The 15,989-nt window shown below is 74.0% G+C and carries 15 protein-coding genes and 2 pseudogenes; 13 read left to right on the top strand and 4 right to left on the bottom strand.

Annotated elements, in window-relative coordinates; all coding sequences use genetic code 11:
• From DT057_RS29620 to aqpZ, 7 genes and pseudogenes are all read left to right on the top strand, one after another.
• A partial coding sequence (locus tag DT057_RS29620; RefSeq protein WP_203236414.1) for a chemotaxis protein CheA occupies positions 1 to 1,373 on the top strand: 1,373 nt, incomplete at its 5' end.
• A gap of 19 nt (positions 1,374 to 1,392) precedes the next feature.
• A complete protein-coding gene (locus DT057_RS29615; RefSeq protein ID WP_128565652.1) occupies positions 1,393 to 1,701 on the top strand; it encodes a hypothetical protein in 309 nt (102 codons plus the stop codon).
• A 44-nt stretch (positions 1,702 to 1,745) separates the two neighbouring features.
• A complete protein-coding gene (locus tag DT057_RS29610; RefSeq protein WP_128565651.1) occupies positions 1,746 to 2,129 on the top strand; it encodes a response regulator transcription factor in 384 nt (127 codons plus the stop codon).
• Positions 2,126 to 2,764 carry a chemotaxis protein CheX gene (locus DT057_RS29605; RefSeq protein ID WP_128565650.1) on the top strand — a complete coding sequence of 213 codons (639 nt, stop codon included), beginning with the start codon at positions 2,126 to 2,128 and terminating at the stop codon, positions 2,762 to 2,764. The genes DT057_RS29610 and DT057_RS29605 overlap by 4 nt, the downstream gene beginning before the upstream one ends.
• Positions 2,764 to 3,630 (top strand): annotated as a pseudogene (locus DT057_RS37670) (PAS domain-containing protein); the annotation flags it as partial. The gene DT057_RS29605 and the pseudogene DT057_RS37670, both read left to right, overlap by 1 nt.
• 381 nt (positions 3,631 to 4,011) lie before the next feature.
• Positions 4,012 to 5,208, top strand: a pseudogene (locus tag DT057_RS37665) (ATP-binding protein); the annotation flags it as partial.
• Positions 5,209 to 5,597: 389 nt separating this feature from the next.
• Entirely contained in the window at positions 5,598 to 6,329 is a 732-nt protein-coding gene (gene aqpZ, locus DT057_RS29595; RefSeq protein WP_128565648.1) for an aquaporin Z, read from the top strand.
• Between the two features lie 28 nt (positions 6,330 to 6,357).
• On the opposite strand, the gene DT057_RS29590 is transcribed toward aqpZ, so the two are convergent.
• Together DT057_RS29590 and DT057_RS29585 are read right to left on the bottom strand one after the other, a co-directional pair.
• The gene (locus tag DT057_RS29590; RefSeq protein ID WP_128565647.1) at positions 6,358 to 7,101 is read right to left on the bottom strand and encodes an aspartate/glutamate racemase family protein; all 744 of its coding nucleotides are present in this window, start codon (positions 7,099 to 7,101) and stop codon (positions 6,358 to 6,360) included.
• Between the two features lie 16 nt (positions 7,102 to 7,117).
• Positions 7,118 to 7,846 (bottom strand): GntR family transcriptional regulator, encoded by a 729-nt coding sequence (locus DT057_RS29585; RefSeq protein WP_128565646.1) that lies wholly within the window; start codon positions 7,844 to 7,846, stop codon positions 7,118 to 7,120.
• Between the two features lie 216 nt (positions 7,847 to 8,062).
• Here DT057_RS29585 and DT057_RS29580 point away from each other — a divergent pair, with 216 nt between their 5' ends.
• From DT057_RS29580 to DT057_RS29565, 4 genes are all read left to right on the top strand, one after another.
• Complete coding sequence (locus tag DT057_RS29580) at positions 8,063 to 9,067, top strand: ABC transporter substrate-binding protein (protein WP_128565645.1); 1,005 nt, start codon at positions 8,063 to 8,065, stop codon at positions 9,065 to 9,067.
• A complete protein-coding gene (locus tag DT057_RS29575) occupies positions 9,051 to 9,905 on the top strand; it encodes an ABC transporter permease (RefSeq protein ID WP_128565644.1) in 855 nt (284 codons plus the stop codon). The genes DT057_RS29580 and DT057_RS29575 overlap by 17 nt, the downstream gene beginning before the upstream one ends.
• A 61-nt stretch (positions 9,906 to 9,966) precedes the next feature.
• Complete coding sequence (locus DT057_RS29570; RefSeq protein WP_128565643.1) at positions 9,967 to 10,740, top strand: ABC transporter ATP-binding protein; 774 nt, start codon at positions 9,967 to 9,969, stop codon at positions 10,738 to 10,740.
• Positions 10,737 to 11,450: a maleate cis-trans isomerase family protein gene (locus DT057_RS29565; protein ID WP_128565642.1), complete on the top strand. Its 714-nt coding sequence runs from the start codon at positions 10,737 to 10,739 to the stop codon at positions 11,448 to 11,450. Before DT057_RS29570 ends, DT057_RS29565 begins: the two co-directional genes overlap by 4 nt.
• A 296-nt stretch (positions 11,451 to 11,746) precedes the next feature.
• Here the strand turns inward: DT057_RS29565 and DT057_RS29560 are convergent, their stop codons facing one another.
• Complete coding sequence (locus tag DT057_RS29560; RefSeq protein WP_128565641.1) at positions 11,747 to 12,643, bottom strand: LysR family transcriptional regulator; 897 nt, start codon at positions 12,641 to 12,643, stop codon at positions 11,747 to 11,749.
• A gap of 161 nt (positions 12,644 to 12,804) precedes the next feature.
• On the opposite strand from DT057_RS29560, the gene DT057_RS29555 reads away from it, so the two are divergent.
• A complete protein-coding gene (locus tag DT057_RS29555) occupies positions 12,805 to 13,599 on the top strand; it encodes an SDR family NAD(P)-dependent oxidoreductase (RefSeq protein ID WP_128565640.1) in 795 nt (264 codons plus the stop codon).
• Positions 13,600 to 13,603: 4 nt separating this feature from the next.
• On the opposite strand, the gene DT057_RS29550 is transcribed toward DT057_RS29555, so the two are convergent.
• Complete coding sequence (locus DT057_RS29550) at positions 13,604 to 14,008, bottom strand: flagellar biosynthesis repressor FlbT (RefSeq protein ID WP_128565639.1); 405 nt, start codon at positions 14,006 to 14,008, stop codon at positions 13,604 to 13,606.
• Between the two features lie 207 nt (positions 14,009 to 14,215).
• Here DT057_RS29550 and DT057_RS29545 point away from each other — a divergent pair.
• Positions 14,216 to 15,989, top strand: a 1,774-nt coding sequence (locus DT057_RS29545; protein WP_128565638.1) for a flagellin N-terminal helical domain-containing protein, incomplete at its 3' end; no start/stop codon positions are given.

Here is a 15,989-nt window from a genome sequence, read left to right as displayed (position 1 = left end):
CCGGCGCGGCCGCGACGGACGGCGGCGCCCTGGCCCGCACCCTCGCGGACCTCCTGCGCGCCGACGACGGGGCGGCCCCCGACGTCGCACCCGGCGTCACCCTCGGCGGCGTCGCACCCGACGGCGACGCCGTCCCGCGCGGGACCTCCGACGGCGAGGCGGTCCGCGGCGACGGCACCCTGCGGGTGGACGCGGCCCGGGTCGATGCCCTGGTGGTCCTGGCGGGCGAGCTCGTGGCGGCCCGCAGCGCGCTCGGCCACGTCGCGGCCCGCGCCCAGGACGCGGACGCGGCCGGCCTCGCGCGGGCCCTGCGCGACAGTGACGCCGCGCTCGGCCGCCTGACGGCGCAGCTCCACCGCGGCGTCGTGTCCCTGCGCCTCGTGCCGCTGGCGCAGGTCTTCCGCCGCTTCGGGAGCCCGGTGCGGGCGCTCGCGCGGGCCACCGGCAAGGAGGTCGCCCTCACCCTGCATGGTGGCGACATCGAGGCCGAGAAGGCCGTGGTGGACGGGCTCTACGAGCCCCTGCTGCACGTGATCCGCAACGCCGTCGATCACGGGATCGAGGACGGGGCCGGGCGGGCGGCCGGGGGCAAGCCGGCGGCCGGGCGGATCGCCCTGCGGGCCGAGGCCGCGGGCGACGCGATCGTGGTCACGGTCGCGGACGACGGCGCCGGCATCGATCCGGACCTCGTGCGGCGCCGGGCGGCGGAGCGGGGCCTCCTCGGGCCCGAGGCGGCGGCCGCCCTCGACGACGCGGGGGCGCTCGACCTCGTCTTCGTGCCGGGCTTCTCGACGGCGCGGCGCGTCAGCAGCCTCTCGGGCCGGGGCGTCGGCATGGATGCGGTGCGCGCCGCGGCGGCGCGGCTCGGCGGGCAGGCCTCCATCGCGAGCCGGGTCGGCCGCGGCACCACGGTCCGCCTCGTCCTGCCGCGGACGATCGCCCTCACCCGGATCGTGCTCGTGGGCGTCGGCCCGGAGCTCTACGGGGTGCCCATGCAGGCGGTGGCCGAGGCGGTGCGGGTGCCGCGGGCCCGGATCGTCGCCCTCGGGGACGCGGCCGCGACGGTGCTGCGCGACCGCACGGTCCCGGTCCTTCAGCTCGCCCGCCTCCTCGGGGTCCCGGACGCCGCCCCGCCGCCCGGGGAGGCGCGCCTCCTCGTCGTCGGGACCGGGCCGGAGCGCGTCGCCGTCGAGGTCGACCGCTTCGCCGACCGCCTCGACGTGGTGGTGCGTCCCCTCTCGGGGCTCCTCGCCGGGCTGCCGAGCGTCGCCGGGACGGCGATCCTCGGCGACGGACGCGTGCTGCTGGTGCTCGATCCGGCCGACCTCGTCGCGGGGGCCGGCGACCCGGGCGGCCGGGAGGCCGACGCGTGAGCCTGACGGAGTGCCCCGCATGAGCGTGCGCCGCGCGAGCCCGGACGAGCCGGACGGCCTCATCCTCCTCGAGGGCGCCTGCCCGGTGGAGGACGCCGAGACCCTCGCCGGCCACCTCGCCGGGGCGCCGCGCGCGGCCGTGGACTGGAGCGGCTGCACGCGGCTGCACACCGCGGTGTTCCAGGTCCTGCTGCGCCTCCGGCCGCCGCTCCGCGGGACCTGCGGCGACCCGTTCGCGGCGCGCTGGCTCGCTCCGGCGCTCGGCGCCGGGGCCGGAGCCGGGGACGCGTCGATTGTGGCTTCACGCCGCCCGGCCGGGGACGCATAACCGCTGCGAGTCCCGTCCGCCGCCACGGCAGTCCGCGCCCGTCCATGACCACCACCGTTCTCATCGTCGACGACAGCCGCCTCGCCCGGATCGTCGTGAGCAAGCTCCTGCGGCAGCTCAGGCCCGACTGGACCCTGGTCGAGGCGGCCAACGCCGACGACGCCCTCTCGCTCGCCGCGGCCCGCGCCGTGGACGTGGCGCTCCTCGACTTCAACATGCCGGGCAAGGACGGCCTGACCCTGGCGGCGGAGCTGCGGGCGGCGCGGCCCGAGATGCCCCTGGCGGTGATCTCGGCCAACATCCAGGACGAGATCATCGCCCGCACGCGCACGCTCGGCGCGACGTTCCTGGCCAAGCCGGTCACCGAGGAGGCGGTGGCGGGCTTCGTCTCGGGCGCGGCCCTGCGCCTGCGCAGGACCGGGCCGTGACGACCGGATCGGTCGAGTTGACCGAGCTCCAGCGCGACGCCTTCACGGAGCTCGTGAACATCGGGGTCAGCCGCGCGGCCGCGAGCCTGCGCAGGATGATCGGCGTGCAGGTCCTGCTCTCGGTCCCCTCCGTCGACATCGTCTCCCGGTCGGCGGCCGCCCGGCTCATCGGCGAGCGCGAGGACGCGGAGCTCGTCGTCGTGCACCAGGATTTCGACGGCGCCTTCGCGGGTCGCGCGCTCCTGATCTTCCCGCAGGAGAAGAGCCGCGACCTCGTCCGCGCCGTCACGGGCGAGGACCTCTCGCCCGAGGAGGTCGAGGACCTCGCCGACGAGGCGCTGTCGGAGACCGGCAACATCATCCTCAACGGCTGCCTCGCCACCATGGCGAACATGCTCCAGCGCCCCCTGCGGATGTCGCTGCCGGCGATCATGCGCGGCGACGGCCCGCGGATCTTCCAGCCCTCCGGGGACGCCGCCGATTCGCTCGTGCTCTTCCTCTACATCGACTTCTCGGTGCGCGAGCGCGACATCCGCGGCTACATCGCGATGCTGATGGACCTGCCGTCGATGGAGAACCTGAAGCTCCTGATCGACGCGTTCATCGACCGCGCCATCGGCGACGCGGACGCCTGATGGCGCCGGCGGGCAACCGGCCGGCCGCGGGCGGGACCGGTGACCTGGCGCGGGCCGTCGCGGCGGTGCGCGCGCGCTCGGGGCCGTTCCACACCGCCCTCGAGCGGACGCGCCAGCCGATGGTCGTCACGGACCCGCGGCTGCCCGACAACCCCATCGTGTTCGCCAACCGCGCCTTCCTGGCCCTGACCGGCTACGAGGCCGGCGCCGTGATCGGGCGCAACTGCCGCTTCCTCCAGGGGCCCGAGACGGATCCCGCCACCGCGGCGCAGCTGCGGGCCGCGATCGGCGAGGGCCGCGAGATCGCCGCGACGATCCTGAACTACCGCCGCGACGGCACCCGGTTCTGGAACCAGCTCTTCGTCTGCCCGGTCTTCGACGAGGCCGGGCAGCTCATCAACTTCTTCGCCTCCCAGATCGACGCCACCATCGGCCGGAACGCCGACGACGCGAAGGTGCACCTCGCGAGCGTCGAGCGCCGCCTGACCGAGGCGCAGCGGCAGCTCCGCCTCACCGTCTCGTCGGCCGGCATCGCCGGGACCTGGGACTGGGACATCCCGGCCGACCGGCTCCACGTCGACGGGCGGTTCGCGGCCCTGCACGGCATCGGGACCTCGCCGGACGACGCGGGCGTCCCGACCCGCGCCTTCTTCGCCGGCATCCATCCCCTCGACCGGACGCGGATCCGCGTCGCGGTCGCGGGCATCCTCGGCGGCGCCGAGGTGTTCGACAAGGAGTACCGCCTGCGCACGCCGGACGGCGCGGTGCGCTGGGTGCACGGGCGCGGGCGCTGCATCTACGACGCGGACGAGCGCCCGGCCCGTTTCGCCGGCGTGCTGGTCGAGATCACCGAGCAGAAGCGGGTCGAGGAGCGCCTGCGCATCGCGCAGACGGCCGGGGGCATCGGCACCTTCGAGCACGTGCCGGGCTTCGCCACCGTGGCGGTCTCGCCGCAATTCTGCAGCCTGCTCGGGGTCATGGCGGCCGGCACCCTCGCGGTCGGGTCGGTCAACGCCCTCGTGGTCCCGGGCGACTCGCCGCTCCTCGACCACGGCCTCGGCGCCACGGGAGAGCTGCCCTACACCGAGATGCGGATCCGGCGCGCCGACAGCGGCGAGATCCGCTGGCTCGCCCGCCGCGGCGAGGCGATCCGCGACAACGACACCGCGGACCTGCGCCACGTCGGCGTGATCTACGACGTGAGCGCCGCCAAGCAGTCCGAGTTCGCCCTGCGCGAGCTCAACGACACCCTGGAGCAGCGCGTCCGCGACGCCATCGCGGAGCGCGAGCAGGCCGAGGCGCAGCTCCGCCAGTCGCAGAAGATGGAGGCGGTGGGCCAGCTCACCGGCGGCATCGCGCACGACTTCAACAACCTCCTCACGGGCATCGTCGGCTCCCTCGACCTGATGCAGACCCGCATCGCGGAGGGCCGGATCGACACCCTCGGCCGCTACGCCGGCCTCGCCATGGCGTCGGCCCAGCGCGCCGCCGCCCTGACGCACCGGCTCCTCGCCTTCTCGCGCCGCCAGCCCCTCGAGGCGCAGCCCGTCGACGTCAACCAGCTCGTCGGCTCCATCGACGACCTCCTGCGGCGGACCCTCGGCGAGCGGGTCCGGCTCGACGTCGCGGTCGCGGGCGGCCTCTGGCTGACGCTGTGCGACCCCAACCAGCTCGAGAACGCGATCCTGAACCTCGCCATCAACGCCCGGGACGCGATGCCGGACGGCGGCACGCTCACCATCGCGACCACGAACGCCGACCTCGGGCACGCGGGCCTCGCCCGGGACGTCGGCGTCGGGACCGGGCAGTACGTCGCCATCGCGGTCAGCGACACCGGCACCGGCATGCCGCCGGACGTCATCGCGCGGGCCTTCGACCCGTTCTTCACCACGAAGCCCATCGGCCAGGGCACCGGCCTCGGGCTGTCGATGATCTACGGCTTCGCCAAGCAATCCGAGGGCAGCGTCGAGATCGAGTCGGCCCTCGGGCGCGGCACCACGGTGACGCTGTACCTGCCGCGCTACCGCGGGGACGCGGCCCTGGCGCAGCCCGTCCGCGGCGAGGCGCCGCGGGCGGAATCCGGCGAGACGGTGCTGGTGGTCGAGGACGACGCGACGGTCCGCAGCCTCGTCGTCGAGGTGCTGCACGAGCTCGGCTACCGCGCCCTCGAGGCCGCGGACGGCCCCGAGGGCCTGCGCGTCCTGCGGTCCGAGGGCCGGATCGACCTCCTCGTCACGGATGTCGGGCTGCCGGGCATGAACGGGCGCCAGCTCGCCGACCAGGCCCGCGAGGTGCGCCCGGGCCTCAAGGTCCTGTTCATGACCGGCTACGCCGAGAACGCCGCCTTCGGCAACGCCCACCTGGGCACCGGGCTGCAGATGATCACCAAGCCTTTCCCGGTCGAGGGCCTGGCGACGAAGATCCGCGCGATCATCGAATCCTGAGGGCGAAGGCGCCCGCCCGCGTCCGCCGGGCCGCCGCGGGTGAGCGCCGCGGGCGGGCCCCGGCTCCCGCGGCCCGGTCGCCGCGACGTTATCGGCGGCTTCCCGCAGTCTTCCCGGCGCACTCGACCGTCAAGCCAGCTTGTCAGTCCATAAAAATACTATAGGTTGTCCTTGCGATGGTTCCGACGGCGTAGTCCCCGAGAGAGGATGCAGCCGGAAGACCGGGCGCGCCCTCGTCCCGCGCGCCGCGCCAACACGCGTGCTGCCTCGGCGTCCGACACGTCTCCCGGGAACGGCCGCCCGGTCGCGAACCCACGCCCCGTTCGATGCGAGCCAGGGCCTCGGCCGCCCGCCCTGCGCCCTGCTCCCGGACCTCGGAGGACACGGTCATGGACATTCGCAAATGCGCGGCCGAGGCGATCGGCACCTTCTGGCTCACCTTCGCGGGCTGCGGCAGCGCCGTCGTCGCGGCCGCCTTCCCGGAGGTCGGCATCGGGCTCCTCGGGGTGGCGCTGGCCTTCGGCCTCACGGTCCTCACCATGGCCTACTCGATCGGCCACATCTCGGGCTGCCACCTCAACCCGGCCGTCACGATCGGGCTCGCGGCGGGGCGGCGCTTCCCCACCAGGGACATCGTGCCCTACATCGTCGCGCAGGTCCTCGGCGGGATCGTCGCCGCCGGCCTCCTCTACGCCATCGCGAGCGGGGCGCCGGGCTTCGACCTCGCCAAGGGGTTCGCGGCCAACGGCTACGGCGAGCACTCGCCCGGGCAGTACTCCCTGGTCTCCTGCCTGCTCGCCGAGGTCGTGCTGACCCTGATGTTCCTGTTCATCATCATGGGGGCGACGCACGGCAAGGCGCCGGCCGGGTTCGCGCCGCTCGCCATCGGGCTCGGCCTGACGCTGATCCACCTCGTCGGCATCCCGATCACCAACCTGTCGGTCAACCCGGCCCGCAGCACCGGGCCGGCGCTCGTCGCGGGCGGGTGGGCCCTGGGCCAGCTCTGGCTGTTCTGGGTCGCCCCGATCATCGGCGGCGCCCTCGGCGGCATCCTCTACCGCTGGCTCAGCGAGGAGCCGTCCGCCCAGGTCACGGGCGTGCCGACCGCCGCCGCGCACTGACGCCGGGGCGCGCCGGGCCGGCGCGCCCTCACCCCGCGTGGGCGAGCCGGGCCGCCAGCGCCGCCGGCAGCCCGAGGCTCGGCTTCGGGTCGGGGCGGCGCAGGGTGCCGGCGGTGGCCTTGCGGGGCCGCAGGGCGACGAGGGCCTCGGCGAGCTTCACGGCCGCCACCACCTGGTCGACCACCGGCACCGGCACCCGCTCGCGCACCCGCGCGCCCAGGCCCGACAGGGGCGCGCCGGCGAAGATCAGCACGTCGGCGCCGTCCTGCGCCACGGCCGCGCGGGCGAGCTCGACGAGCTGCGCCTCCTTCTCGTCCCGGACTTCCGCCAGGGACGCGAAGCGCCCCTCGAGGGCGCGCACCCCGGCGCAGCGCCCCGCGAGGCCGTTGGCGGCGACGCACTCCTCGTACCAGGGCACGAGCGCCCCCGCGAAGGTGACGATGCCGAAGCGCCGGCCCAGCATGCAGGCGCTCAGCATGGCGGCCTCGGCGAGGCCCACGATGGGGAAGTCGAACAGCTCGCGCGCCCCGACGAGGCCCGGGTCGCCGAAGGCCGCCAGGATCGCGGCGTCGACGGGCGGCGCCTCGGCCAGCATCTCGAGGGCGATGGCGCCGCCGATCTGGGCCTCCGCCCGGGTCGCGATGTAGGGCACGCCGCGCGGGGCCGTGGCGGGGACGAGCTCGGTGCCGGGGGCGGCGGCGGCCTCCGCGGTCGCGCGCATCAGCGCGGTGACGTCCCGGCTGGTGTTCGGGTTGAGGAGCAGGATGCGCATGGCGGGGCTCGGTCGGTCAGGCCGCGGAGGCGGCGGGGCGGGCGAGACCGGCGAGCAGCGCCGTGCCGGTATGGGCCACGTGGGCTCCGAGGAGCGCGCCGGCGCGGGGCGCGTCGCGGGCCTCCAGCGCCGCCAGGATGGCGCGGTGCTCCGCCACGGACTCGTCCCAGCGCGTCCGGTCGTCGAGGGCGCGCCGGCGCGCCAGCTCGGCCCGGGCGTGCAGCGCCTCGTGGGCCTCGCGCAGGGGCCCGTTGCGGGCGGCCGCGACGATGAGGGCGTGGATCTGGTGGTTGATGGCGAAGTAGGGCGCGAGCTCCTGCGCGCGGTGGTGCCCCTCCATCGCGGCCTGGAGCCCGCGCAGCCGGTCGAGCTCGGCCGGGAGGAGCCGGAGGGCGGCGAGCTCGGCCGCGAGCCGCTCGATGCCGGCCACCGCCTCGAACAGCTCCGTCACCTCGGCCGGGCGCAGCTCCGCGACCCGGGGCGAGCGGTTCGGCCGCAGCTCGATCAGCCCCTCGACGGCGAGGAGCTTCAGCGCCTCGCGCAGGGGCGTGCGCGAGATGCCGAGGGCCGCCGACAGGTCGGTCTCGACCAGGGCCGCCCCCGCCGGCAGGGTGCCGGCGACGATCAGGTCGCGCAGGCGTTGCGCCGCCTGGACGTGGAGCCCGACCCGCTGCGCGAGGCCGGAGGCCGCCTCGATCAGGACGGGCTTGCGCGGGCGGCCCCGGGGACGCCGGACCTGATCCATGGGACGTGACCTCGCTGGCGTGGTGCGCGCCCAGCATAGCCGCTCGGGGCGGCGGCGGGCGCAGCAATTTCAGGCATCTTCTGATGCCGCTACCACCATTTAGCATTAATTGCATGCAGAGCACGGAAAATCGGTTGCGCCCGGCGTCGCAGGGCCGCAACGTCGGTCCCGCGGCCGGGATCGGCCCGCCGCCCGCCCCATCGAGGTTCCGCTGCGATGCGACGCCCCTTCGGTCCCGTCCTGGCCGCCGCCCTCTGGGCCCTGTCGTCCGCGCCCGCCCCGGCGCAGGACGCGCCCGCGGTGCGGCTCGGCTTCGCCAAGTGCGCCCACTGCCTGCCGATGGCCCTGCTGCCGGGCCTCGCCCGGGGCGTCGCCGTCGACGCGACCGGCTTCAACTCCGGCAACGACGTGCTCACCGCCCTCGTGTCGAAGAGCATCGACGTCGCGCAGGTGACGTACCTCCACTACGTCACGGCCCTGGACAAGGGGTTCGACGTCGTGGCGGTCGCCGGCGAGGTCAACGGGGGCTCGGAGTGCCTGGCCGGGAAGGCCCTCGGCCTGGCGGCGGACGACTGGGCCGGGTTCAAGGCCGCGGTCGAGAAGGCCCGGGCGGCCGGCACGCCCCTCAAGGTCGCGGCCTCCCGCGGCAACGCGCAGGACATCCACATGCGCGGCGCGTTCCTGAAGCAGGGCATCAACCCCAACAAGGACGTGCAGTTCGTCAACATCCCGAACCCGTCCGACCACCTCGCGGCCATGCAGCGGGGCGAGATCGACATGGTCTGCTCGGTCGAGCCCTTTGCCTCGCAGATCCGGATGGCGGGCGCCGCCTCGCGGTTCGTGCTGCCCTACGACCAGGCGGCCGGCAACCTCACCAACCTGATCGTCACGCGCTCCGACGTGATCAAGGCGCGCCGCCCGGCCGTGCAGGCGGTGGTCGACGCCGACGTCGCCCTGGTGGGCAAGCTCACGGCGGACAGGGCCGTCTGGATCGACGTCATCAACCAGAAGACCGGCCTGCCGAAGGAGGTCGCCGCGGAAGCCCTCAAGAACGCGGAGCCCGACTACCGCATGTACCGCGCCAAGACGCTCGCCATCGCGGCGATGATGCGGGATCTCAAGTACATCAGCCGCGACGTCTCGGCCGAGGTCGAGAAGAACATGGACTACTCGTTCCTGGAGGCCGCCACCCGGAGGACGCGCGATGGCCTCGGCGGCTGACACGGCGCCCCTCGCCGGGGCCGCGGCCGCCGGCCCGGGCCGGCGCCTCGCCGCCCTCGCCGAGCGCGCGGCCCTGCCGCTCGCCCTCGTGGTCGGCTGGGAGGCCTTCGCGCGCTCCGGTGCCCTGCCGCCGGCCCTCCTGCCGGCCCCGACCGCGGTCCTGCACGCCCTCGCGGACTGGATGCTCGGCATCGACGAGACCACCCAGAGCTATTCCGGGCAGTGGCTCGGCGACGCGCTCGCGAGCCTGTCGCGGGTGCTCGCCGGCTACGCCATCGCGGCGCTCTCGGGCGTCCTGATCGGGGTCGCCATCGGCTGGTGGCGGGTGGTGGAGCGCACGGTCGAGCCGACCCTCCAGATGCTGCGGCCGATCCCGCCCGTGTCGTGGATCCCGCTCGCCATCATCTGGTTCGGCATCGCCAACAAGCCGGCGATCTTCCTCGTGTTCCTCGGCGCCTTCTTCCCGATCCTGATGAACACGATCCACGGCGTGCGCGGCGTCGACCGCAACCTGATCCGGGCCGGCGCCATGATGGGGGCGGGCGAGCGCCAGCTCCTCGCCGGCATCGTGCTCCCGGCCGCCCTGCCGTCGATCTTCTCGGGCCTGCGCATCGCCATCGGCTCGGCCTGGATGCTGACGGTCACGGCCGAGATGGTGGCGGTGAAGAGCGGCCTCGGCTACGTGCTGTGGGATTCCTACTACTTCCTGCGCTACGACATCGTGCTCGCCGCGATGATCTCGATCGGCCTCCTCGGCTACCTGTCGGACCTCGGGCTCAAGGCCGTGGCGGCCTGGGCGCTGCACTGGCAGCGGGGGACCACGGTCGAGGGACGATGACGGCGCCCCGCCGCCGCGCCCCCGCGCCGGCGGCCACCCCCACCTGGTAATCGGAACACCCATGAGCGCGATCGAACTCGCCGACGTGCAGAAGACTTTTCGCGATCGCGACGGGCGCGACCTCGTGGCGGTGGACCGCACCCGGGCGAGCATCGAGGCGGGCGAGTTCCTGTGCCTGCTCGGGCCGTCGGGCTGCGGCAAGTCCACCCTGCTCAACATGATCGCGGGCTTCGAGCGGCCGAGCGCCGGCGAGGTCCGCGTCGCGGGCGCGCGGGTCGAGCGCCCGGGGGCCGACCGCGGCGTCGTCTTCCAGCAGCCGACGCTGATGCCCTGGCTCACCGTCATCGACAACGTCGCCTTCCACCTCAAGCTCAAGGGGGTGCGCAAGGCCGAGCGGCACGGGCGGGCCAAGGCCTACATCGACCTCGTCGGGCTCACGGGCTTCGAGCGGCACTACCCGGCGGAGCTCTCGGGCGGGATGAGCCAGCGCGTCGGCATCGCCCGGGCGCTGCTGATGAACCCCGCCGTGATCCTGATGGACGAGCCCTTCGCGGCCCTCGACGCGCAGACCAAGATCGAGATGCAGGAGGAGCTCGTCACGATCTGGCAGCGCGTCGGCGCCACCATCGTGTTCGTCACCCACTCGGTCGACGAGGCCCTGGTGCTCGGCAACCGCATCGCCGTGATGAGCCGGCGGCCGGGGCGGATCCGGGAATTCATCCCCTTCGACCTCGCCCGCCCGCGGGACGTCACGAGCCCCGCCTTCAACGACGTCAAGCGCCACGTGCTCGGGCTGATCCGGGAGGAATCCTCGCGCCGCGCGGCCGCCGCATGACCCGCCTCGGCATGCTGACGCCCTCCTCCAACACCCGCCTCGAGCCGGCGACCGCCGCGCTCCTGCGCGGGCGGCCGGAGGTGACGGCGCATTTCTCGCGCTTCCGGGTCACCGAGATCTCGCTCTCGGCCGCGGGCCTCGGCCAGTTCGACGAGGCGCCGATCCTGCGCGCGGCCGAGCTCCTGGCCGACGCCAGGGTCGACGCCATCGCGTGGAATGGCACCTCGGCGGCCTGGCTCGGCTTCGCCCGCGACGAGGCCTTGTGCGCGCGCATCCGGGAGGTCACCGGCATCCCGGCCTGCACGGCGGTGCTCGGGTTCCGCGACGCGTTCGCCCGCGCGGGCCTTCGCCGGGTCGGCCTCGTCACGCCCTACACCACAGACGTGCAGGCGCGCATCCGGCGCAATTGGGGCGCCGCCGGCCTCGACTGCGCGGCCGAGCGCCACGCCGGGCTCTCGGACAATTTCTCGTTCGCGACCATCCCGGAGGCCGACGTCGCCCGGATGGCCCGGGAGGTGGCCCGGGAGGGCGCCGAGGCGGTGGCGATCGTCTGCACCAACATGGCGGGCGCCGCCCTCGCGGCGCCGCTCGAGGCCGAGCTCGGCATCCCGGTCTACGATTCCATCGCGGTGACGCTGTGGGCGGCCCTGCGGACGGCCGGCGCCGACCCCGGCCGGATCACCGGCCAGGGCAGCGTGTTCGCGCTCTAGGACCCGTGCCCGGAGCGCCGGACGCGCGGGCGCGGCTCTCCTGGCGCCGCTCAGCCATCAGCGGCCCGACCGCCCCGACGCGTCCCCCGCCGGACCGAGCCCGGGCGCCCCCACGAGCGACAGCCGCCAGCACGTCTCGGGCGGCGGCGGCGAGCGCGACCGCCACCACGCCCACGACCCGGACCGCAGGGCCCCCTCCCCGCGCTCGCACTGAGGGCGCCCGTGTCCGGCGGCCCCTCGGCGGGGTCGCCGCGCGTGCGGGACATCACTCCCGCACCGACCGCGCGTGCAGGACATCACTCCCGCACCGCCGCGTTGGCGGCGAGGAAGTCCACGAAGCTGCGGATGCGCAGCGACAGGCGCTCGTGCCCGACGTAGAGGGCGTGGATGTCCTCGGAATCGCCCGGGCAGAAGGCTTCCAGCACCGGGACGAGGCGCCCGGTGGCGAGGTCGTCCGCGACGTGGAAGCGGGCGAAGCGCGCGATGCCGCCCCCGCCGAGCGCCATCAGCCGCACCACCTCGCCGGAATTGCCGAGGAAGTTGCCCTGGATCGGCCGCTGCGACACGGCCTCGCCGATGCGGAACGGCCAGGTGTCGAGGGAGCGGCGGAAGCTGAAGTTGAGGCAGTTGTGGCGCGCGAGGTCGTCCGGGTGGGCGGGGTCGCCGCGCCGGGCGAGGTAGGCGGGCGCGGCGACCACCACCATGCGGCTGCGCCCGAGCGAGCGCGCCCGCAGGCGGGTGTCGCGCAGGGGCCCGATCCGGATCGCCACGTCGGCCCGCGCCTCCAGGAGGTCGACGACGTCGTCCGAGAGGGCGAGGTCGACCCGCATGCGCGGATGGGCGTCCAGGAACCGCGGCAGCACCGGCAGGATGACGTGCACGCCGAACGGCACCGAGGCATTGACTCGCAGCGCGCCGGCGGGCGCGACGGAATCGCGCCCGAGGCTGTCCTCGATGGCGTCGACCTCGGCGAGCAGGTCCGAGGCCCGTCGCAGGTAGAGCTCGCCCTCCGGCGTCAGGGTCATGGCCCGGGTGGTGCGCCGGATCAGCCCGACCCCGAGGCGGGCCTCGAGGCGGGCCACGGCCCGGCTCACCGCCGAGGGCGTGCGCCGCAGGGCCTTGGCGGCCGCCGCGAAGCTGCCGCGCCGGGCGACCTCGACGAAGGCCTCCATCTCGCCGAGGCGGTTGTCCATGGGGGCTCCATTCGTGCGTCCGGGGCACGATCATCGTGCCGGCGCGCGCCCTGTTCATCAATCGCCGGCGCCGTCATCTCTCGGTCCACGGGCACGCCCCGGCCCACGCGCACGCCCCGGCCCACGGGCACGTCGGCGGACGGGGGCACCAGGAGAGCACGATGGACCTTCACCTCACCGGGCAGACCGCCCTCGTCACCGGCGCCACCGCCGGGATCGGCCTCGCCATCGCCGAGCGGCTGGCGCTCGAGGGGGCGGACCTCGTGCTCCCGGGGCGCGACCGGGCGAAGCTCGACGCGGCGGCGGCCGGGATCGCCGCCGCCGGCGGGACGGGCCGCGTGCGCACCGTGCTGGCGGATGCCGGCAGCGCGGAGGGCGCCGCGCTCCTCGCCCGGGAGGTGCCGCAGGTCGACGTCCTGGTCAACAACCTCGGCATCTACGAGGCCAGGGCCTTCGAGGCGATCACCGACGCCGACTGGCACCGCCTGTTCGAGACGAACGTGGTCGGCGGCGCGCGCCTGGCGCAGGCCTACTTCCCCGGCATGCTGGCGCGCAACGCAGGGCGGATCGTGTTCGTGTCGAGCGAGTCCGGCCTCGTGCCCCCGCCCGACATGATCCACTACGCGGTGACGAAGTCGGCCCAGCTCACCATCGCGCGGGCGCTGGCGCAGCGCACCCGGGGCACCGCCGTCACGGTGAACGCGGTCCTGCCGGGCCCGACCCGCTCGGAGGGCATCGTCGACTTCCTGCGGAGCGTCGCCTCCGACCCGGACGCCGCCCCGGCGGAGCTCGAGGCGGAGTTCTTCCGGGTCCACCGCCCGCTCTCGCTGATCGGGCGCATGATCGAGCCGAAGGAGATCGCCGCGATGGTGGCCTACCTCGCGAGCCCGCTCGCGGCGGCGACGAACGGCGCGGCGCTGCGGGTGGAGGGCGGCATCGTGCCGACCATCGCCTGAGCGCTCAGGCCGCGTCGTCCGGCAGGCTGAGGCGCTCGAGCAGGGCCTGCTCGTAGGCGACGAGCTCCTTGCCGCGCTTGAGCGCCCGGTGGTACTGGCGCTCGGCGAGCTCGTCCTGGATCGCCAGCAGGTAGGGCGCCGAGGTCGGCATCGCCTTCAGGATCGCGTTCGATTGCTGCACGAGCAGGTCCTCCGCCTCGGGCGGGTGGTCGGCGAGGTAGAGGAGCTGGAGGGTGACGCAGAGCCGCTTGCAGGCGGTGTCGGCCTCGCTCTCCTGGATGATCTCGCTCTCGCGCAGGAACTTGCACGGCGTCTCGATCAGCAGGCTGGTGCTGCGCTCGCCGTTGCGGATCGCGGCGCCGTTGATGATCAGGCGCTCGGACGGCTTGAGGGTGATGCGCAGGGGCATGGCGGCGGCGTCTCCCGTCGGGACCGGTGCCGACCCTGATGGGAAATCGTTAAGGTTTCGCTTCCGTTAAGGTTTCCCGAGCCGTTAAGGTTGTCCGCCCGGTGAGGATTGCGCGGGGATCCGGTTAAGCTGGTTGCAACTGTTTAGGGCGCAACTTCGGCGCGCCGTCAAAATGACGGGCCAGAGATCGAAAAAGGATCGCCCCCGATGTCGTCCAGCATCACGCTGTCTGCCGCCACGCGCCAGAACCTCCTCTCCCTCCAGGACACCGCCGGCCTTCTCTCGACGACACAGAACCGTCTGTCGACCGGCAAGAAGGTCAACTCCGCCCTCGACAACCCGACGAACTTCTTCACCTCCCAGAACCTGACGGCGCGCTCGTCTGACCTGAGCAACCTGCTCGACGGCATCTCGAACGGCGTCCAGACCATCCAGGCCGCCAACCAGGGCATCACCTCGATCCAGAAGCTCGTCGACTCGGCCAAGTCCACCGCCAACCAGGCCCTCGCCGACAAGAGCGCGACCTCGAGCGGCAAGGCCGCCACCGCCGCCACCGTGAGCGGCACCAAGTCCTTCCAGGGCCTCGCCGGCACCCTCGACGGCACCCAGGACTTCTCGGCCCTCAACAAGGACGGCTCGATCGACATCTCGCTCGACGGCGGCAAGACCGCCACCACCATCCGGCTCGACTCCGCCACCCTCAAGGGCACGGCCTCCGACCTCACCAAGGTCACGGCCGAGCAGGTCGTCTCGGCGATCAACAGCCAGATCGCCAACAGCACCGCCCTCAAGGGCCAGGTCGCGGCCTCGGTCGCCGCCGACGGCCGCGTCAGCCTGTCCACCAAGGGCACGGGGGCGACCCAGCAGCTCACCGTGTCGGGCTCGTCGAGCGCCACCCTCGACATCGGGTTCGGCAAGTCCGCGACGGCGCCGGGCGCCGCCACCTTCACGGCGGGCGCGGCCTTCGGCGGCGCGGTCGCCTTCACGGCCACGGCCGGCTCGTTCCTGACGGTCAGCGACGGCGTCAACAGCACCGACCTGTCGGTGACCTCGACCAGCCTGAAGTCCGACGGCACCGCGCTCGGCACCGGTACGCTGGCGGCGGCGGACGTGGCGGACGCCTACAACGTCCAGCTCAAGGCGGCCGGGTCGTCGCTCTCGGCGAGCGTCAGCGGCGGCAAGATCGTCTTCACGACCCAGGACCTCGGCACCGGGGCGGCGGTGAGCGTCGTGAACCGGGCGCCCACCGGCTTCACCGACACCGACGTGGGCTTCGGCACCACGGCGGGCGCGGCGACCGGCGTCTTCGTGGCCGGCACCGCCGGCTCCGCGGTCACGGGCCTGTCCGCCTCCGGCTCGGACGCCACGGACGGTTCGGCCAAGGCGGTCATCACCGGCACGACGGCGCTCTCGGCCACCACCGACCTCAGCGGCAGCAAGAACGCCACCTTCTCGATCCAGCTCGGGAGCAACAAGGCGAAGACCATCACGCTCGACAGCACGACCGGCGCGACCGCGGCCACGACGTCCCGCCAGGAGATCGTCGACGCGATCAACCGGCAGATCAGCGCCGACACGGGGCTTGCCGGCCAGGTCACGGCGAGCCTCGACGTGAACAACAAGCTGGTGGTCAGCTCGACGGCCGGCGGCTCGACGCAGAAGATCACCGTCACGGCGACCCAGGGCACGACGGTGGCCAACAACATCGACGTCGGCTTCGGCCAGCAGACCTCGACGGTGAACGGCACCGCGACCGCCACCACGACGCCCATCGTCGCCACCGGCAAGGACAGCACCGGCTCGACCAACGCCACGCGCCAGGGCCTGGCGGCGCAGTTCAACGAACTCCTGAACCAGATCACCCAGCAGGCCAAGGACTCGAGCTACAACGGCATCAACCTGCTGTTCCGCACGAGCGACGACCCGAAGGAGAACAGCCTCCACGTCACCTTCAACGAGACGGGCTCGTCGAGCCTCGACA

The sequence above is a fragment of the Methylobacterium crusticola genome (assembly GCF_003574465.1).
Lineage (GTDB): Bacteria > Pseudomonadota > Alphaproteobacteria > Rhizobiales > Beijerinckiaceae > Methylobacterium > Methylobacterium crusticola.
Note: the sequence above shows the minus strand (reverse complement) of the source record. Positions and strands in the feature narration are given on the sequence as shown.